This window comes from Amycolatopsis sp. NPDC028719, assembly GCF_055565395.1.
In genome coordinates this window covers 143,157-159,551 of record NZ_JBVHUL010000017.1, presented here as the reverse complement: position 1 = coordinate 159,551, position 16,395 = coordinate 143,157, and the positions used below count along the sequence as shown (strand labels likewise).

Here is a 16,395-nt window from a genome sequence, read left to right as displayed (position 1 = left end):
GCGATGCGACCCCTCGGCAACGTCCTGATCACCGGTGGCGCGTCCGGCCTCGGTGCCGCCACCGTCGACGCCGTCCGCAAGGCGGGCGGCACCCCCTACATCCTCGACCGCGTCCGCCCCGACGACCCGGCCGAGTACGTCGAAGCCGACCTGACCGACACCGCCGCGACCGAGGCCGCGGTGCGTGAGCTGGCCGAGCGCGCGGGCGGCCTGGACGGCGTCTTCACCGCCGCCGGCACCGACGCCTGCGGACCGCTCGGCTCGGTGTCCACAGAGGACTGGGAGCGCGTGGTCAAGGTGAACCTGCTCGGCACGGCCGCGGTCGTCCGGGCCGCGCTGCCCTTCCTGGAACGTTCGCACGGCACCGTCGTGACCGTCGCGTCCACCTTGGGCATCAAGGCCGTGAGCGACGCGACCGCCTACTGCGCCTCGAAATTCGGCGTCGTCGGGTTCACCCGCGCGCTGGCCGCCGAGCTGGCCGGGCGGGTCGGCGTCACGCTCCTGATCCCCGGCGGGATGTGGACGCACTTCTTCGACGACCGCACCGACCAGTACAAGCCGCCGCCGGACGCGAAGCTCAACCAGCCCGAACACGTCGCGGACACCGTCGTCTTCGCGCTGCAGCAACCCCCCGGCTCGGAGGTCCGCGAGCTGGTCGTGTGCGGTTCGGAGGAGGGGTCGTGGCCGTGAGCTCCGCGGTCCTCGTCCTGCGCGCGCTCGGGCTCGGCGATCTGCTGACCGCCGTCCCCGCGCTGCGGGCGCTGCGGGCCGCGTACCCGGACGACCGCCTGGTGCTGGCCGCGCCGGAGGGGCTGCGCGACCTGGTCGAGCTGATCGACGCCGTCGACGAGCTGCTGCCGACGCCCGGGCTCGGCGAGCTGGCCTGGCCGGGACCGCCGCCGAGGCTGGCGGTGAACCTGCACGGCAGCGGCCCGGAAAGCGTCCACGACCTGTTGGCCGCCGACCCCGGCGAGCTGCTGACCCACCGGCACCCCGACTTCCCCGACGTGGCGGGCCTCGAATGGCGCGACGACGTGCACGAGGTCGACCGCTGGTGCCGGCTCGTCGAGTACGCCCACCACCCGGCGGACCGCACGGCGCTGCGGCTGCCCGTGCCCCCGGGCCCGAGCCCCGCCCCGGACGCCGTCGTGGTGCACCCCGGCGCGGCGTTCCCCGCCCGGCGCTGGCCGCCCGAGCGGTTCGCCGGCGTGGTCGGCGCGCTCGCCGCGGCCGGGCACCGCGTCGTGCTCACCGGCAGCGCCGCCGAACGCGACCTGGCCCGCTCGATCGCCGATCGGGCCGGCCTCGGCGAAGACGCGGTGCTCGCCGGGCGGACCGACCTGGCGGAACTGGCCGCGCTGGTCGCCGGGGCGGCGCTCGTCGTGTGCGGTGACACCGGCGTCGGGCACCTCGCGACCGCGTTCGGCACGCCGTCGGTGCTGCTGTTCGGCCCGACCCCGCCGCGCCTGTGGGGCCCGCCGCCGGAGGCCCGCCAGCACGTCGTGCTGTGGGCCGGCAACGTCGGCGATCCGCACGGCGAAGAGCCCGACGGCGGCCTGCTGCTCCTCGGCGAGGAGCGCGTGCTCGCCGCCACCCGCTCGGCGCTGGAAGCGCGGGTGCCGCATGGCTGAGCACATCGGCATCGTCGGCGCCGGCTACGTCGGCCTGACCAGCGCCGCGTGTTTCGCGCGGCTCGGCCACCGGGTGACCTGCGTGGACGCCGACGAGTCCAAAGTGGACGCGTTGCGCCGGGGCGAGGTGGCCATCGCCGAGCCCGGCCTGCCCGAGCTGGTCGGCCAGGGCCTCGAGGACGGCACGCTCACCTTCACCGATGCCCAAGCCGAGCTGTACGGCGCCGGCATCGTGTTCCTCTGCCTGCCGACGCCGCCCGACCGCGACGGCCGCCCCGACCTCGGTGTCCTCGAAACGGTCGTGCCGCAGCTGGGCCGGCTGCTGCGGCCCGGCTGCGTGATCGTCACCAAGTCGACCGTCCCGGTCGGCACCGCGGCCCGGCTGCCCGGCCTGCTGGGCCGGGACGACCTGCCGGTCGTGGCCAACCCCGAGTTCCTCCGGGAAGGCCACGCCGTCGAGGACTTCCTGCACCCGGACCGGGTCGTGGTGGGCACCGACCCGCCGGAGTCCGCCGCCGCGCACCGCGTCGCGCGTCTCTACGAGCCGACCGGCGCTCCGCTCGTCGCGACCGACTCGGCCAGCGCCGAACTCGCGAAGTACGCGAGCAACGCGTTCCTGGCGGTGAAGCTGTCCTACGTGAACGTCCTGGCCGAACTGAGCGAGCGGTTCGGCGCCGACGTCCGGGAGGTCGCCCGCACGATGGGCCTCGACGCGCGGATCGGCCCGGAGTTCCTCGCCCCTGGCCCGGGCTGGGGCGGCTCGTGCCTGCCGAAGGACACTTCGGCACTGCTGCACGCGGCCGAGTCGGCCGGGGTCGAGTTCGGCATCCTGCGCGACGCGGTCCGCGTCAACGCCCGGCAACGCGCCCGGGTCGTGCGGGCCGTGCGCGAAGCGGTCACCGGGTCGGCGGCGGGCTCCCTCGCCGGCGCCCGGATCGGCCTGCTGGGCCTGGCGTTCAAGGCCGGCACGGGCGACCTGCGCGACTCGCCGGCCCTGGCGGTGGCGGCCGACCTCGCCCGGGCGGGTGCGGAACTGACCGCGCACGACCCGGCGGTCGGGGCCGTGCCGGGCCTGGACACCGTCCAGGTGGTGGACGACCCGTACCTGGTGGCGAAGGACGCCGCCGCGCTGGTCGTGCTCACCGAATGGCCGCAGTTCCGGGACCTCGACTGGGCCCGGCTGGCCGCGTCGGCCGCGCACGCGGTCGTCATCGACACCCGCAACCTGCTCGATCCCGACGCTCTCGCCGCCGCCGGCTTCACGCACCTCGGCGTCGGCACCCACCCACGGAGGCAGTCATGACCCTGCGCGTCCTCGCGCTGACCTGCACGCTCAAGCCGTCGCCGGCGAAGTCGAGCAGCGACCTCATCGCGCGCCAGCTGCTCGACCTCTTCGCCGAGCAGGGCGTTCCCGGCGAGCTGGTCCGCGTGGTCGACCACGACGTCCGCCCGGGCGTCGAGGCCGACATGGGCTCGGGTGACGAGTGGCCGGAGATCCGCCGCAAGATCGCCGCCGCGGACATCCTGCTGGTCGCCACCCCGACGTGGGTCGGGCACATGTCGAGCGTCGCGCAGCGTGTCCTCGAGCGGCTGGACGCCGAGCTGTCCGAAACGGACGACGAGGGCCGGCCGGCGATGTTCGGCAAGGTCGCGGTGGCGGCGGTGGTCGGCAACGAGGACGGCGCCCACAAGATCATCGCGGACCTGTTCCAGGCGCTGAACGACACCGGCTTCACGGTGCCCGCGCAGGGCGCCACGTACTGGAACGGCGAAGCCATGCAGGGTGGCGACTACCAGGACCTCGACGAGACGCCCAAGGCCGTGGCCTCCACGAACGCGACGCTGGTCCGCAACGCCGTCCACCTGGCGAACCTGCTCGGAGCGCAGCAGTACCCGGCGTCCTGACTACTCCGTTCGGGTGACGTGGTTGCGCCGGACGAGTGTGGCTCCGATCACGGGGTAAGCGGCTCGCAACCTCCGACCCGACAGGGAGCGCCATGCCGAACCGAATGCTGATCAGCCGCGACAGCAAGCCGATCCCGTGCGAGGAGTGCGGGCTGCCCGCGCTGCACGTCGCCCGGCTGATCGCCGCCGACGGCAGCCTGCTGGGCCAAACCATGGTGTGCACGGCCTGCCGCCGCCACCGCTCCGAAGCCGAAGCGTCCGTCGCGGTCCAGTAGCCGTCGCCGTGCCGGTGCCGTAACTCGCTCCGGGCGCAGCCCCGCTCTCACCGGTGTGGAGCGCAGCACCCACGACCGCGCCCGGCCGACCTAGCCCCGGAACTCGCAGTGAATGACTCATTCCTGGCGTCCAGCGCCAGGAATGAGTCATTCACTGCATCGGCGACCCCAGGGCGGTCAGCGGTTTTCCAGCTTCTCCACCAGCAGCCGCGCCGGGAGCGTCATCGTGCCCAGCCCCAGCCGGGCGGGGACGCCGTCTTCCTCCGCCGTCACCAGCCGCTCCTCCAGCTTCTCCAGCAGCGCGCGGCACTCCTCCAGGTCGACCGGCTCCCCGGCCACCGCCACCGCCTGCACGGCACCGGCCAGCAGGTGCACCAGATTCGCCAGCGAGTCCCGCGCGTCCTTCCACGGGTACTCGAACGGGTGCTCTTCGCGCCGCGCCGCCGTGGTGCTCACCGCGGCGAGCAGCTGGGACACCGCGGGCCACAACGCGATGAGCGTCCGAAGGGGACGTTCGTGGCGCGCGCCCGCCTCCGGGCGGCCGCGGCGCAGGTTGAGCAGCTGCCCTTCCCGGGTCAGGCCGACGGCCTCCTCGGCCGCCAGCACCTGGCTCCGCGTGTCCTGCGCCTTCGACCACAGCTCGTCGAGGTTCCCCGGCTCGTCGCGGCGGACCACGTCGGACAGCGACTCCAGGAGGTCCGCCAGCGCCGTCGCGAGCCGGTCGGCCGCCGTGGCCAGGCGCTCGCCGTAGAGCGGCGGGAAGATCAGCGTGTTCACCGCGACGCCGATGGCCGCGCCCAGCGCCGTCTCCAGCAAGCGGTCGCCCATCAGCGCCAAGTCCCGCGCGGTGCCGTAGGAAACCAGCAGCATGCCGGTGACGCCGACCCAGACCCCCGCGTCCCCGAAGCGCCGCCAGCTCCCCGCGAGCAGGCCCACGAACACGACGACCGCCAGCGCGACCGCCTGCGCCGGGATCAGCTGGCCGGCCACGGCCGCGAGGAGCACGCCCGTGGCCACCGAGCCGACCTGCTGGATCCACCCGCGCAGCGAGCGGTACACGGTCGCTTCCACCAGGAAGATGGCCGCGTACGGGGCGAGGAACGGCTGCGGCAGCTTCAGCACCAGCGTCGCCAGCAGCCACGCCGCGGTCGCCGCCAGCGTGGCCTTGGCCGTCTGGACGACGATCCGGCGTTCGCGGCCCGGCACCCGCAGAGCGCGGGCCAGCCAGCCGACCGGAGTGCGGTCGTGCCGGTCGGCATCCACCGGCGGGAACGCGGTGGCGAGACCGCGCTTGACGTCTTCCCCCGCCTTCAGCCGGAGTGCGCGGGCCCGGTCACGCCGTCCGGTCATGCGGGCGGAGCGAGGTGCACGAGCTTCGTCTGCGTCAGCTCGTCGAGCAGCTCGGGCCCGTAGCCGTAGCCGTTCCCGCTGCGGCCGCGCGGGTGCGCCGCCCCGCCGGGCGCGCCGCCGAAGACGTTGTTGACCTTGACCGTCCCGGCGGGCAGCTCCCGCCAGGCGCGCTGGGCGTGCGCCATCGACGCGGTGAGCGCGGTCGCGGCGAGCCCGTACTCGCCCTTCGCGGCTTCGGCGAGTGCCTCGTCGAAGTTCGCGACGACCTGCACCGGGGCCACCGGGCCGAACGTCTCCTCGGTCATCACCCGCAGGCCGGACGCGCACCCGGTGAGCACGGTGGCCGGGTAGTGCGCGCCGGGGCCGTCCGGCACCGCTCCCCCGGTGAGCAGCCGGGCGCCGCGCGCGACGGCGTCCTCGACGTGCGAGTGCACGTGGTCGCGGTGCCGCCGGTCCACCAGCGGGGCGAGGGTCCGCGCCTCGGCCTCCTTGACCAGCGCGGCCAGGAACGGCTCGGCCACGGCTTCGCAGACGTAGATCCGCTCGACGGCGACGCAGATCTGACCCGAGTTGGCGAACGCGCCCAGTGCCGCCTGGCTCGCGGCCCACTCCGGGTCGACGTCCGCGTCGACGACGAGCGGGTCGTTGCCCCCGTTCTCGAGCAGCGTCTTCGCGCCGGTCGCGGCCGCGCTCGCGGCGATCGACCGCCCGGTCGCGGTGCTCCCCACGTGGGCGATGACGTCGACGTCGTCGCGCATCGCCAGGATCGCGCCGACGCCGCCGTCACCGTGCAGCGTCTGCAGCACCCCACCGGGCAGCACGCCGGACAGGACCTCGCCGAGCAGCTGCCCGGTGTGCGGCGCGCGCTCACTCGGCTTGTGCACCACGGTGTTGCCGGTCGCCAGGGCCGCGCCGAGCAGCCCGCAGGCGACCGCGACCGGGTCGTTCCACGGGGTGAGCGCGACGACCACGCCGCGCGGCTCGGGCACCATGAGGTCCGTCGCGCCCGCGTCGCCGAGCAGGCTGCGCCCGCGGTGGACCGGGCCGAGCTCGGCGTACTGGTCGAGGGTTCCCGCGCCCGCCATGACCCCTTCGCGAGCTTCGTCGCGCGGGCGCCCGGTCTCCGCTTCGTTGGCCGCGGCCAGCTCGTCGGCGTTGGCGCGCAGGCGTTCGGCCGCGGTGTGCAGCAGCGCTCCCCGTTCCGCCGCCGGAGTTCGCGCCCACGCCGCCTTGGTCTGGTTCGCCAGCGCCAAGGCGGCGGCGATTTCGTCTTCGCCGGCGGCGGGCACGCTGCCCACCACGCTGTCGTCGGCCGGGTTCCGGATTTCGATCGTCCCCGCGGTCATCCGCACCTCCTTCGTCTCCTCGCCCCGGTTACCCGCGCGCTCGCGATCGACACGCCGTTTGACCGGTCCCGCCGCGGGTAGCCCACTGCGGTGACTGCTTCGCTCGACTACACCGTGGTGATCCCCACAACGGGCCGGGAGACCCTTCGGCCACTGCTGGAAACGCTGCTCACCGGCGAGGGTCCGCGGCCGGCCGCGATCCTCGTCGTCGACGACCGCCCCGGCGGGTCCGAACTGGACGTTCCCGGCGGCGTCCGCGTCCTGCGCTCCGGGGGCCGGGGTCCGGCGGCCGCGCGGAACCTCGGCTGGCGCACGGCGGAGAGCGAGTGGATCGCGTTCGTCGACGACGACGTCGTGCTCGCTCCCGACTGGCCCCGGCAGCTGGGCGAGGACCTGCTGTTCCTGCCGCCCGAGGTGGCCGCCTCCCAGGCCCGGATCACGGTCCCGCTGCCCGCGGACCGCCGTCCCACCGACGACGAGCGCGGCACCGCGGGCCTCGAGCACGCCCGGTGGATCACCGCGGACATGGCGTACCGGCGCAGCGCGCTCGTCGAGGCCGGCGGCTTCGACGAGCGGTTCCCGCGCGCGTTCCGCGAAGACTCCGACCTCGCCCTGCGCGTCGCCGAAGCCGGGCACCGGATCGACCGGGGCGAGCGGCTGACGACCCACCCGGCCCGCCGGGCCGGGTTCTTCTACAGCCTGAAAGCCCAGCGCGGCAACGCGGACAACGCGCTGATGCGGTACAAGCACGGCGTGCTGTGGCGTCAGCGCACCGGAGCCGGCCAGGGCCGGCTGGGGCTGCACGCACTGTCCACAGTGGCCGGACTGGCCGCACTCGCGCTCCCCCTGCTGCGGCAGCGCGGGAAGGCGAAGCTCGCCGCCGGGATCTGGGCCGGGCTCACGGCCGAGTTCGCCACCCGCCGGATCCTGCCGGGCCCCCGGACCCCGGGCGAGGTGGCCCGGATGGTCGTCACCAGCGCGCTCATCCCGCCGGCCGCGTGCTACCACCGGATCCGCGGGGAGATCGCGGCCCGGCGCCCGAAGCCGCCGGTCGCGGTGCTGTTCGACCGGGACGACACGCTGATCGTCGACGTCCCCTACCTGAACGACCCCGACGGCGTCCGCCCGGTGCCCGGCGCGGTCGAGCTCGTCCGGGGCCTGCGGGACCGCGGCGTCCCGGTCGGCGTCGTGAGCAACCAGTCGGGAGTCGCGAAGGGACTGATCACCCCCGACCAGCTCGCCGCGGTGAACGCCCGGGTCAAGGAGCTGTTCGGCCCGTTCGGCACCTGGCAGGTGTGCGTCCACGACGACGGCGACGGCTGCGCCTGCCGCAAGCCCGCGCCCGGCATGGTCCTGCGCGCGGCCGGCGAACTGGGCGTCGACCCGGCGTCCTGCGTGGTCATCGGCGACACCGGGGCCGACGTCGACGCCGCGCTGGCCGCCGGCGCCCGCGCGGTGCTGGTGCCGACGGCACGCACGCTCGAACCCGAGATCGCCCGCGCGCGCCGGCACGCCGCCGTCGCACGGGACCTGTCCGAGGCGTTGCGCGTCGCCGGGGTCGCCGGATGAGCCGCGTGCTCGTCGCGCGCCAGGACAACCTCGGGGACGTCCTGCTCGCCGGGCCCTGCATTCGCGCGGTCGCCACCCGCGCGTCCCACGTGACCCTGCTGGCCGGGCCCCGCGGCCGTGCCGCGGGCGGCCTGCTGCCCGGCGTCGACGAGGTCCTCACCTGGACAGCACCGTGGATCGACCCCGAGCCACCGCCGGTGACCGCCGAGGACACCGGTGAGTTCGTCGCGCTGATCCGGTCGAAGTCGTTCGACCGGGCGCTGGTCCTGACGTCGTTCCACCAGTCGCCCCTGCCGCTGGCGCTGCTGCTGCGCCAGGCGGGAGTGCCGTGGATCGGGGCGATCTCCGAGGACTACCCGGGCAGCCTGCTCGACCTGCGGCACCGCGTCGAAGGCGACCCGCCGGAACCGGTCCGCATGCTCTCGCTCGCCGAGGCCGCGGGGTACGCGCTGCCGCCGGACGACCACGGCGCCCTCGCCCTGCGGCGCCCGCTGCCGGACGTCACCCGGCTGACCGGCGGCGGCGCGTACGTCGTCGTGCACCCGGCCGCGTCCGTGCCCGCGCGGCAGCCCTCGCCCTCCTGGACCCGGCGGGTGGTTCGCGCGCTGGCCGCCGAAGGGCACCGCGTGCTCGTGACGGGCGCGCCGGGCGAAGCCCACCTCACCGCGAACGTGGCCGGCGCGTCCGGGGTGAACCTCGGGGGCCGGACGTCGCCGGCCGAGCTGGCGGCGGTGCTCTCCGGCGCGCAGGTGGTCGTCGCCCCCAACACCGGGCCCGCGCACCTCGCCGCGGCGGCGGGCACGCCGGTGGTGTCGCTGTTCGCACCGGTCGTGCCGGCCGCGCGCTGGGCACCCTACGGTGTCCCGGTCGTGCTGCTCGGCGACCAGCGCGCGCCGTGCCGGGACAGCCGGGCCCGCGTCTGCCCGGTGCCCGGGCACCCGTGCCTCGAGGGGATCGACCCCGCCGACGTCTGCCGCGCGGTGACCGAGCTCGGGGCGGTCGCCCCACCCCGGGCGGAGATGTCTTCCCTGCTCTAGAAGTTTCCCCGCGCTCGGTACGGGTACCCGCACCTTCATGTCCACATCGGACACCCGGCCGCGCCGCGGGCACCCCGAAGAACCGGTGACCACGGTGTACAGCTGGCGCGCCAAACCGGACCGGGTCGGCGAGTTCGCGGAGTGGGCGCGCGGGGCGACCGCCGAAGCGGCCCGCTACCCGGGCAACCTCGCGGCGACGGTCGTGCACAACGAGGACAGCCGCGACTTCCACGTCGTCCACCAGTTCGCGACCCGCCGCGACCTCCGGAACTGGCTCGACTCCCCGGAGCGGCAGAAGTGGCTGCGCCACGCCCGGACCCTGGCCGCGACCAAGACGGCGCAGCAGCACCGGACGGGCCTGGAGACGTGGTTCCACGTCCCGTCCGAGGCGATCGCGACGATGAAGCCCCCGCCCCGCTGGAAGATGTGGCTGATTTCGCTGGTCTCGGTCTACCCGCTGGTGCTGGCGTTCCAGGCTTGGGTGGTGCCGATGACGGCGTCCTGGCCGCTGTGGCTGCGGGCGGCACTGTTCCCGGTGGTCCTGCTGACCACGATGACGTACGTGGTGATGCCGGCGGTGACCCGGCTGCTGCGCCGGTGGCTGTGACGGTCCGGGCGGGCGGCACCCCCGCCCGGACCGCGCCTGCGTCAGCCGCCGATCTCCTTGCTCACGCCGCTCGGCCCCTCGTAGGTGCGGTCGGGCAGGCCCCGCACGATCTCGAGGGTGTCCTTGTCGGCGCCGTTGCGCTCGGCGGCGCTGACGAGGTCGTCGCGCTGGGCCGGGTAGTCCACACCGGAGAGGTACTTCTGCAGTTCGATCGGGTTCGGCTTGCTCACGGGGTTCTCCTTCCGTTCGGGGAACGGCGCGGTTACCCCGGCGACCGCCGGACACACGCTCCGGCCGGCACCGGTTGTTCCCGGCCGGGTGATCCCTGGCCGCCCCGCCGCGCGTTTAGGCCCGCAACGGCGTGGTAGCCGCCGGCGAACGAGAGGAGAGGCCCATGTCCCTTCCGGCGCCGCTACCCGCCGAAGCCGCTTCGCCGCGGCGCGCCGTCGTGACCGGCGCCGACTCCGGCATCGGCCGGGCGGTGGCCGTCGCCCTCGCCGGCGGCGGCCTGGACGTCGGCATCACCTACCACTCCGACGCCGACGGCGCCGAAGAAACCGCCGCCGAAGTCCGTTCGCGGGGCGTGGCGGCGTACGTGCGCAAGCTCGACCTGACCGAGCTGCCCGGCGCCGCCGACGTCGTCGACGCGTTCGCCGGCGACCTCGGCGGGATCGACGTCCTCGTCAACTGCTCGGGCACCGGCAGCAGCCAGCGCGTGCTCGACCTCGACTACGAGAAGTGGCGTGAAGTCCTCGACGTCGACCTCGACGGTGTCTTCCTGCTGTCGCAGCGCGCGGCGCGGCACATGATCGACGCCGGCCACGGCGGCCGCATCATCACCATCACCAGCGTCCACGAGCACATCCCGCGCGTCGGCGCGGCGCCCTACTGCGCCGCCAAGGCCGGAGCGGGCGCGCTGACCCAGGTGCTCGCGATGGAGCTGGCCGAGCACGCCATCACCGTGAACTCGGTGGCGCCGGGCGAGATCTCGACGCCGATGACCGGGCAGGCCGACGCCGATCCGCGGGAGCAGCAGCGGCCCGGCATCCCGCTCGGCCGCACCGGCCACGCCACCGAGGTGGCGGCCGCCGTCGCGTTCCTGGCGACTCCCGCGGCCGGGTACATCACCGGTACGTCGCTCGTCGTCGACGGCGGCCTGCTCCTCATGGGCGCCCAGCACGGCACGGCCCACGACGGGCACGACTGGCGCTCGCCCTGAGACCAGGGACCCGCGCCGGGCTGCAGGGACCGGCGCGGTCCCGCCCCGGGCCGGACGGCGGTTCCCCCAGCCCGCCGTCCGGCCCCCGCCATTCCCCCGTTTCCCGTCCGGTACCCCGGGTATCCGCGCCCGGAGGGAAGGAGGCCCCCATGTCGTCGTCCGCCGACACCCGAAAACCGGCCCCGGCCTGGCTCCGCCCGGCCGCCGCCGTGCTCGGGCTGCTGTACCTCGCGCTCGGGATCGCCGGGTGGCTGACGCCGGAAACGGCGACGGTCGGCCACGTGACGACCGGTCAGGTGATCGGGCTCTTCAGCTCGAGCGTCGTCCTCAACCTCGTCCACACCGTGGTCGGGGTGCTCGGGCTCCTCGCCGCGACCCGCCACGCCGGCGCGCTCATCTACTGCTGGGTCCTCTTCGTCGGTCTCCTCGGCATGACCGCTTACGGCGTGCTCGCCACGGCGTTCAGCACGCCGGAAGACCCGATCAACCTCAACTGGGCCGACAACTGGCTGCACGGGCTCACCGCGCTCGTGGGCCTGGTGCTCGGGATCGCCGCGGCCCGCGCGGGCCGCGCGGTTTCGGCTCGTGACCGCCGGGTAGCCGGGCAAGACACCGCGTGAAGGAGGTTCTCATGCACCGCGAAAGCGACCAGCACTCGCCGCGCGAAGATGACGAGCTGAAGGCCGAGCTGCGCGGGACGCTGCAGGGCAACGGCCCGTCCCGGGCCGAGGAGTGGCGGGACCCCGAGGGCCCCGCCGATGACGACCCGGACGTCCCGCCGATGGGCGGAGGCGCATGACGACGGGTGAAGCCACGGCGGTGGAGCGGCCCGCCGTGGTCGTGCACTACCGCCTGCGTGCCGAGTTCGCCGTGCGGTTCCCTCGGCTTCGCCGCCTGCTGGGCACCCGCAGTGGCCTCGAGCTGGACGCCGACGGCCTGCGCGTCCGGCTCGGGCCGTGGCTCGTCTCGACCCCGCTGGCCAACATCGCGGGTGCCGAGGTCAGCGGGCCGTACAGCGCGCTTCGCGGCCTCGGCGTCCGGCTGTCCCTCGCCGACCGCGGCCTGACCTTCGGCACGACCACCGAAGGCGGTGTGTGCCTGCGGTTCCACGAGCCGGTGCCCGGCATCGACCCGTGGGGCCTGATCCGCCACCCGGGCCTGACGGTCACGGTCTCCGAACCGGACCTGGTCGCCGAAGCGATCAACCGCGTGGTGGCGCAGCCGTGACGACCCTGCGGATCCTGGCCGTCGCGGTGGACTGCCGTCAGCCGGACCTGCTGGCGGAGTTCTGGGAGAAGGCGCTGGGCCGGGGAAAGACGCGAACTTGGACCGACTCCCAGGGCGTGACCTACCACCAGCTGGAGTTCGACGACGGGCCGGCGTTGCTGTTCCAGCCGGTGCCCGAAGAGAAGGCGGGCAAGAACCGGCTGCACCTCGACCTGGCACCGGCCGAGGGCGACCAGCGTGCGGAAGTCGAGCGGCTGGTGATGCTGGGCGCGAAGGTCCTCGACGACCCGCCGGACGACCCGTGGATCGTGCTCGCGGACCCGGAGGGCAACGAGTTCTGCGTCCTGCCGCCGCGCTGACCCACGGTTTCGAGTTGAGTCTCCCTCGGGGGGAGACGGCAGGCTGTGGGCATGGACGACGAGAACCTCCTCACGATCGGGACGCTGGCCGCGCGGACCGGACTGTCGGTCAAGAAGATCCGGTTCTACTCCGACCGGGGGATCGTTCCGGCGACCTGTCACAGCCCGGCCGGCTACCGCCTGTACGACGTGGCCGCCCTGGCCCGGCTGGAACTGGTCCGCACGCTCCGTGCGCTGGACATCGATCTCGCCACGGTCCGGCGCGTGCTGGCCGGGGAGACCACGCTGCCCGAGGTCGCCGCCGCGCACGCGACGGCCCTCGACGTGCAGATCCGGGCACTGCGCCTGCGGCGTGCGGTGCTGGCGGCGGTCGCGAACCGGAAATCGACTCCTCGGGAGACGGATCTGATGCACCAGCTGGTGAACCTGTCCGATGCCGAACGGCGCCGCTTCATCCACGATTTCGTCGACGACACCTTCGGCGGTGTCGACGCCAATCCGGCCATGGTGGAACTGCTGCGTTCGAGCATGCCGGAGCTTCCGAAGACGCCACCCCCGAACAGGTCGAGGCGTGGATGGAACTCGTGGAGCTGGTGCAGGACACCGACTTCCGGGCCGCGGTGCGGCGGATGGCCGAGTACCAGGCGGCCCAGCGCGCCGACGGAGACACGACCGGCCTGCACCACGAGCTGACCGAGACCGTGCGCGAAGAAGCCGGCCGAGCGCTCGCGGCGGGGACCGCCCCGGACTCGGAGCAGGCCGGCGACGTGGTCGCCACGCTCACCGCACGCTACGCCGAGACATTCGGCAAGACCGACGACGACCGGCTGAAGCGGTGGATCCTCGACCGGCTCGAGGTCGCCGGCGACCGTCGCGTCACGCGGTACTGGCAGTTGGTGGCCACCATCAACGGCCGGCCTCCGTTCCCGGACCTGGAACCGGTGTTCACCTGGTTCGGCCGGGCGCTGCGCGCTCGTCTCGTGCGCTGACTCAGGCCTGGCCCTCGGGCAGGCAGACGTCGTCGCCCGCGTAGGTCGCGAGGCGTTCGTCGAAGCCGTCCGGGGCCCCGGGTCTCCGGAAGTCCGGCGCGTCCGGCTGCCCTGGATAGCCGTCGCCGTACAGACCTCGCACGAACGCCACGACCGCGTCCGGCGCCGGCAGCACGTCTTCGCCGAGGTACGCGAGCACCACCACGTCGTCGCCGGCCGCGGACTCGACCGCGGCGGCCCAACCGTCGCACTCGTCCCACAGCAGCGCCGTTTCGTGGTCCGGGAACCGCGGGAGCCGCTGCTCCAGCGCGAGGTACGCCGTGGCGGGCACCTCCACCTCGCAGAACCAGGCGGGCGCGGCCAGCTCGGCCGCAACGGCCAGCAAGTACTGTCTCAGCCCGCGCGCCGCCGCGCCGAGCCCGTCCCGTTCGATCACCACGAGCCTGTCCTCCGGTCGGTACCCCCGCCGGGTGGTACCCCACCGCCTCCGCGGTCAACCGCGGTACTCCCCCAGGTGGAGCAGCAGGTCAAGGACCTCTTCGTCACTCGTCTGGCGGAAATCCGCGTACCACTGACCGACCGCGCGAAACTCCGGCGGTTCGGTCACGCAGACGACGGCGTCGGCCTCGCTCCGCAACCCCGCCGCCGCGCCGGGGGCGCCGACGGGCGCCGCGAACACCAGTGATCGGGGATTCCGGGCCCGCACGTCGCGCAGCGCCGCCGTCGCGGTGACGCCGGTCGCGAGCCCGTCGTCGACGAGGAGGACGTCCCGGCCGTCGAGACCGGGGGCGGGCCGGCCGTCCCGGTAGCGCTCGAGCCGCCGGCGCGCCTCCGCGCGTTCCCGGCGTTCCGCCCGCGCCATCCGCGCCGTGGTGAGCTCGAGCCCGCGCAGGATCGCTTCGTCGTAGATCGCCGGGCCGTCCGGGGTCACCGCGCCGACGCCGAACTCGCGCCGGCCGGGCGCGCCGATCTTGCGCGCCACCGCGACGTCCAGTTCGGCCCCGAGCCGCCGCGCGACGACGGCGGCCACCGGCACGCCGCCGCGGGCCAGGCCGAGCACGAGCGGAGCGGACCAGCTGCGGCGGACCAGCTCTTCGGCCAGCCGCCGTCCGCCGTCCTCGCGGTCGGCGAAGACCCGCTGGCCGTCCATTGCCCGCTCCCTCCGCATCGGCCGCCAGGACAAACCCGCGCCCTTGCGAGCGACGTGCGTGATTTCCTGTCCGAAACCTGTCTCGGTAAGGACTGGACCAATATTATCAGCGCCCGAGAATGGAAGCATCTCCCTTCAGCGCGGAAGGTGACAGATGAGCTTCCTGATCCCCCTGCTGACCGTGGTCCTGGCGGCCACGCCGACACCGGCCCCGAGCCCGGCCGCGGCCGCTCCGCTCGCGGCGATCTGCGACAAGTACTGCGACGCCAGGGATCCCGCCCTCTCCCCCGGCGACCGTGAAGGCGCTTCGGCGTCCATCAGTGGCCGGCGGCTCTCCCTGCACCTCGACGACGGCGACGACATGGGCTGGGCGGCGATCACGGGGGGTGCGGCCGGCGACCACGTCTGGCTGGACCGCTCGTTCGACGCCGGACGGACCTGGGCGTCGGGCAGCAAGCTGGGCGACACCGCGACACCGTCGGGTTCGACCGGCTGGCGGACCCTGATGTACAACGCCGACGACTGGGCGAACAAGGGCGTCGGCCTGCTGCGGGCGTGCGGGCAGCCCGCGGGTTCGGGGAGCATCGCCTGCACCGGCTGGGCGCGCCCGACGTGGAACGCCTGGGACCGGCGCACCGCCGCCGCCACCGCGCTGATGGAGCGCTACAACCTCGGCACCGGTCTCTTCGACACGACCGGCTGGTGGAACTCGGCCAACGCGCTGACCGCGATCATCGACAACGCCCGGATCAGCGGCATGGGCAGCTACCGCTACGCGATCGACACCACCTACACGAAGAACCTCGGGGCCCAGGGCGGCCAGTTCCGCAACGACTACCTCGACGACACGGGCTGGTGGGGCCTGGCGTGGGTGGACGCGTACGACCTGACGGGCGACAGCAGGTACCTGAACACCGCGCGCGCCGACGCCGACCACATGTACGCGTACTGGGACGGCGTCTGCGGCGGCGGGGTCTGGTGGAGCACGAGCCGTACCTACAAGAACGCCATCCCGAACTCGCTGTACGTCCAGCTGAACGCGGCCCTGCACAACCGGATCCCGGGCGACACGGTGTACCTGGCGCGGGCCCGGGCGGGCTGGACCTGGTTCGCCGGCAGCGGGATGATCAACGGCTCGAACCTGGTCAACGACGGCCTGACCACGTCGACGTGCGCGAACAACGGCCAGGCGGTGTGGTCGTACAACCAGGGCGTGCCGCTGGCGGCGCTGACCGAGCTGAACCGCGCGACGGGCGACGCGAGCCTGCTGACGAAGGCCCGCGCGATGGCGAACGCGTCGACGACGAACGGCTCGCTGAACCCGGGCGGCATCCTCCGCGACCCGGGTGAGTCGGCTGGGGGCGGCGGCGGGGACGGGCCGACGTTCAAGGGCGTCTACGCCCGGGACCTGGCGGCGCTGAACGCGGCGTTGCCGGACCGCCCGTACACGAGCTACCTGCAGCGCCAGGCGAACTCGGCGTACGCGAACGACCGCACCGGCGCGGACGCCTACGGGCTGATGTGGGCGGGCCCGTTCGACCAGTCCGACGCCGCGCGCCAGCAGAGCGCCCTGGACCTGATGAACGCGGCCCCCTGACGGCCCGGCGGGTCGTGGGGGGGGAAAAGGGGCAGAACACCGTTTTCCCCCCCCCCCCCCCTCCCCGGCCGGGAGGTCAAAGGGTCTTCTTCAAGGGGGCGGACAGCAGTCTTACGAACACCAAAGGGTCGGCC

Annotated in this window: 21 protein-coding genes; 16 read left to right on the top strand and 5 right to left on the bottom strand. The window is 74.1% G+C overall.

Features of this window, described 5'->3' with window-relative positions:
- Positions 1–3: 3 nt before the first annotated feature.
- From ACZ4TR_RS47475 to ACZ4TR_RS47455, 5 genes are all read left to right on the top strand, one after another.
- Positions 4–690: an SDR family oxidoreductase gene (locus ACZ4TR_RS47475; protein ID WP_465295571.1), complete on the top strand. Its 687-nt coding sequence runs from the start codon at positions 4–6 to the stop codon at positions 688–690.
- Positions 681–1,631, top strand: a complete 951-nt coding sequence (locus ACZ4TR_RS47470) for a glycosyltransferase family 9 protein (protein ID WP_364528057.1) — start codon at positions 681–683, stop codon at positions 1,629–1,631. The genes ACZ4TR_RS47475 and ACZ4TR_RS47470 overlap by 10 nt, the downstream gene beginning before the upstream one ends.
- Positions 1,624–2,934, top strand: a complete 1,311-nt coding sequence (locus ACZ4TR_RS47465) for a UDP-glucose dehydrogenase family protein (RefSeq protein ID WP_465295569.1) — start codon at positions 1,624–1,626, stop codon at positions 2,932–2,934. The genes ACZ4TR_RS47470 and ACZ4TR_RS47465 overlap by 8 nt, the downstream gene beginning before the upstream one ends.
- Positions 2,931–3,536 carry a flavodoxin family protein gene (locus ACZ4TR_RS47460; protein ID WP_364528063.1) on the top strand — a complete coding sequence of 202 codons (606 nt, stop codon included), beginning with the start codon at positions 2,931–2,933 and terminating at the stop codon, positions 3,534–3,536. The genes ACZ4TR_RS47465 and ACZ4TR_RS47460 overlap by 4 nt, the downstream gene beginning before the upstream one ends.
- Before the next feature lie 92 nt (positions 3,537–3,628).
- Positions 3,629–3,811: a hypothetical protein gene (locus tag ACZ4TR_RS47455; RefSeq protein ID WP_465295567.1), complete on the top strand. Its 183-nt coding sequence runs from the start codon at positions 3,629–3,631 to the stop codon at positions 3,809–3,811.
- Positions 3,812–3,988: 177 nt separating this feature from the next.
- On the opposite strand, the gene ACZ4TR_RS47450 is transcribed toward ACZ4TR_RS47455, so the two are convergent.
- Both ACZ4TR_RS47450 and ACZ4TR_RS47445 read right to left on the bottom strand, forming a co-directional pair.
- Positions 3,989–5,161, bottom strand: a complete 1,173-nt coding sequence (locus ACZ4TR_RS47450; RefSeq protein WP_465295565.1) for an FUSC family protein — start codon at positions 5,159–5,161, stop codon at positions 3,989–3,991.
- On the bottom strand, positions 5,158–6,507 hold the full coding sequence (locus ACZ4TR_RS47445; RefSeq protein WP_465295563.1) for an aldehyde dehydrogenase family protein: 1,350 nt from the start codon (positions 6,505–6,507) through the stop codon (positions 5,158–5,160). Before ACZ4TR_RS47445 ends, ACZ4TR_RS47450 begins: the two co-directional genes overlap by 4 nt.
- 90 nt (positions 6,508–6,597) lie before the next feature.
- On the opposite strand from ACZ4TR_RS47445, the gene ACZ4TR_RS47440 reads away from it, so the two are divergent.
- The 3 genes from ACZ4TR_RS47440 to ACZ4TR_RS47430 are packed head-to-tail and all read left to right on the top strand — an operon-like array spanning position 6,598 to position 9,720.
- Positions 6,598–8,076, top strand: a complete 1,479-nt coding sequence (locus ACZ4TR_RS47440; protein WP_465295561.1) for an HAD-IIIA family hydrolase — start codon at positions 6,598–6,600, stop codon at positions 8,074–8,076.
- Complete coding sequence (locus ACZ4TR_RS47435; RefSeq protein ID WP_465295559.1) at positions 8,073–9,113, top strand: glycosyltransferase family 9 protein; 1,041 nt, start codon at positions 8,073–8,075, stop codon at positions 9,111–9,113. Before ACZ4TR_RS47440 ends, ACZ4TR_RS47435 begins: the two co-directional genes overlap by 4 nt.
- Before the next feature lie 37 nt (positions 9,114–9,150).
- Positions 9,151–9,720 carry an antibiotic biosynthesis monooxygenase gene (locus tag ACZ4TR_RS47430; RefSeq protein WP_465295557.1) on the top strand — a complete coding sequence of 190 codons (570 nt, stop codon included), beginning with the start codon at positions 9,151–9,153 and terminating at the stop codon, positions 9,718–9,720.
- A gap of 41 nt (positions 9,721–9,761) precedes the next feature.
- On the opposite strand, the gene ACZ4TR_RS47425 is transcribed toward ACZ4TR_RS47430, so the two are convergent.
- Entirely contained in the window at positions 9,762–9,950 is a 189-nt protein-coding gene (locus tag ACZ4TR_RS47425) for a DUF2795 domain-containing protein (protein ID WP_364528084.1), read from the bottom strand.
- Between the two features lie 164 nt (positions 9,951–10,114).
- Here ACZ4TR_RS47425 and ACZ4TR_RS47420 point away from each other — a divergent pair, with 164 nt between their 5' ends.
- The 7 genes from ACZ4TR_RS47420 to ACZ4TR_RS47390 all read left to right on the top strand — a co-directional run bounded on the left by ACZ4TR_RS47420 (position 10,115) and on the right by ACZ4TR_RS47390 (position 13,514).
- On the top strand, positions 10,115–10,939 hold the full coding sequence (locus tag ACZ4TR_RS47420; protein ID WP_465295555.1) for an SDR family oxidoreductase: 825 nt from the start codon (positions 10,115–10,117) through the stop codon (positions 10,937–10,939).
- A gap of 149 nt (positions 10,940–11,088) precedes the next feature.
- Entirely contained in the window at positions 11,089–11,559 is a 471-nt protein-coding gene (locus ACZ4TR_RS47415; RefSeq protein ID WP_465295553.1) for a DUF4383 domain-containing protein, read from the top strand.
- Positions 11,560–11,570: 11 nt separating this feature from the next.
- Complete coding sequence (locus tag ACZ4TR_RS47410; RefSeq protein WP_465295551.1) at positions 11,571–11,738, top strand: hypothetical protein; 168 nt, start codon at positions 11,571–11,573, stop codon at positions 11,736–11,738.
- Positions 11,735–12,166 (top strand): hypothetical protein, encoded by a 432-nt coding sequence (locus ACZ4TR_RS47405; protein WP_465295549.1) that lies wholly within the window; start codon positions 11,735–11,737, stop codon positions 12,164–12,166. The genes ACZ4TR_RS47410 and ACZ4TR_RS47405 overlap by 4 nt, the downstream gene beginning before the upstream one ends.
- Complete coding sequence (locus ACZ4TR_RS47400) at positions 12,163–12,525, top strand: VOC family protein (RefSeq protein ID WP_465295547.1); 363 nt, start codon at positions 12,163–12,165, stop codon at positions 12,523–12,525. Before ACZ4TR_RS47405 ends, ACZ4TR_RS47400 begins: the two co-directional genes overlap by 4 nt.
- Positions 12,526–12,576: 51 nt before the next feature.
- On the top strand, positions 12,577–13,218 hold the full coding sequence (locus tag ACZ4TR_RS47395; protein ID WP_465295545.1) for a MerR family transcriptional regulator: 642 nt from the start codon (positions 12,577–12,579) through the stop codon (positions 13,216–13,218).
- Complete coding sequence (locus tag ACZ4TR_RS47390) at positions 13,155–13,514, top strand: hypothetical protein (protein ID WP_465295543.1); 360 nt, start codon at positions 13,155–13,157, stop codon at positions 13,512–13,514. The genes ACZ4TR_RS47395 and ACZ4TR_RS47390 overlap by 64 nt, the downstream gene beginning before the upstream one ends.
- A gap of 1 nt (position 13,515) precedes the next feature.
- On the opposite strand, the gene ACZ4TR_RS47385 is transcribed toward ACZ4TR_RS47390, so the two are convergent.
- Both ACZ4TR_RS47385 and ACZ4TR_RS47380 read right to left on the bottom strand, forming a co-directional pair.
- A complete protein-coding gene (locus ACZ4TR_RS47385) occupies positions 13,516–13,953 on the bottom strand; it encodes a DUF6292 family protein (protein WP_465295541.1) in 438 nt (145 codons plus the stop codon).
- A gap of 54 nt (positions 13,954–14,007) precedes the next feature.
- Entirely contained in the window at positions 14,008–14,664 is a 657-nt protein-coding gene (locus ACZ4TR_RS47380) for a phosphoribosyltransferase (RefSeq protein WP_465295539.1), read from the bottom strand.
- A gap of 154 nt (positions 14,665–14,818) precedes the next feature.
- Between ACZ4TR_RS47380 and ACZ4TR_RS47375 the strand changes: the two genes are divergently transcribed.
- A complete protein-coding gene (locus tag ACZ4TR_RS47375) occupies positions 14,819–16,261 on the top strand; it encodes a glycoside hydrolase family 76 protein (RefSeq protein WP_465295537.1) in 1,443 nt (480 codons plus the stop codon).
- The last annotated feature ends 134 nt before the right edge of the window (positions 16,262–16,395 follow it).

Bases quoted from the DNA above. Each gene is read 5' to 3' on its own strand.
- ACZ4TR_RS47460 (WP_364528063.1), top strand. From the start codon at position 2,931: ATGACCCTGCGCGTCCTCGCGCTGACCTGCACGCTCAAGCCGTCGCCG.
- ACZ4TR_RS47380 (WP_465295539.1), bottom strand. From the start codon at position 14,664: ATGGACGGCCAGCGGGTCTTCGCCGACCGCGAGGACGGCGGACGGCGG.
- ACZ4TR_RS47475 (WP_465295571.1), top strand. From the start codon at position 4: ATGCGACCCCTCGGCAACGTCCTGATCACCGGTGGCGCGTCCGGCCTC.
- ACZ4TR_RS47415 (WP_465295553.1), top strand. From the start codon at position 11,089: ATGTCGTCGTCCGCCGACACCCGAAAACCGGCCCCGGCCTGGCTCCGC.
- ACZ4TR_RS47405 (WP_465295549.1), top strand. From the start codon at position 11,735: ATGACGACGGGTGAAGCCACGGCGGTGGAGCGGCCCGCCGTGGTCGTG.
- ACZ4TR_RS47465 (WP_465295569.1), top strand. From the start codon at position 1,624: ATGGCTGAGCACATCGGCATCGTCGGCGCCGGCTACGTCGGCCTGACC.
- ACZ4TR_RS47410 (WP_465295551.1), top strand. From the start codon at position 11,571: ATGCACCGCGAAAGCGACCAGCACTCGCCGCGCGAAGATGACGAGCTG.
- ACZ4TR_RS47435 (WP_465295559.1), top strand. From the start codon at position 8,073: ATGAGCCGCGTGCTCGTCGCGCGCCAGGACAACCTCGGGGACGTCCTG.
- ACZ4TR_RS47395 (WP_465295545.1), top strand. From the start codon at position 12,577: ATGGACGACGAGAACCTCCTCACGATCGGGACGCTGGCCGCGCGGACC.
- ACZ4TR_RS47420 (WP_465295555.1), top strand. From the start codon at position 10,115: ATGTCCCTTCCGGCGCCGCTACCCGCCGAAGCCGCTTCGCCGCGGCGC.
- ACZ4TR_RS47450 (WP_465295565.1), bottom strand. From the start codon at position 5,161: ATGACCGGACGGCGTGACCGGGCCCGCGCACTCCGGCTGAAGGCGGGG.
- ACZ4TR_RS47375 (WP_465295537.1), top strand. From the start codon at position 14,819: ATGAGCTTCCTGATCCCCCTGCTGACCGTGGTCCTGGCGGCCACGCCG.
- ACZ4TR_RS47445 (WP_465295563.1), bottom strand. From the start codon at position 6,507: ATGACCGCGGGGACGATCGAAATCCGGAACCCGGCCGACGACAGCGTG.
- ACZ4TR_RS47430 (WP_465295557.1), top strand. From the start codon at position 9,151: ATGTCCACATCGGACACCCGGCCGCGCCGCGGGCACCCCGAAGAACCG.
- ACZ4TR_RS47455 (WP_465295567.1), top strand. From the start codon at position 3,629: ATGCCGAACCGAATGCTGATCAGCCGCGACAGCAAGCCGATCCCGTGC.
- ACZ4TR_RS47390 (WP_465295543.1), top strand. From the start codon at position 13,155: ATGGCCGAGTACCAGGCGGCCCAGCGCGCCGACGGAGACACGACCGGC.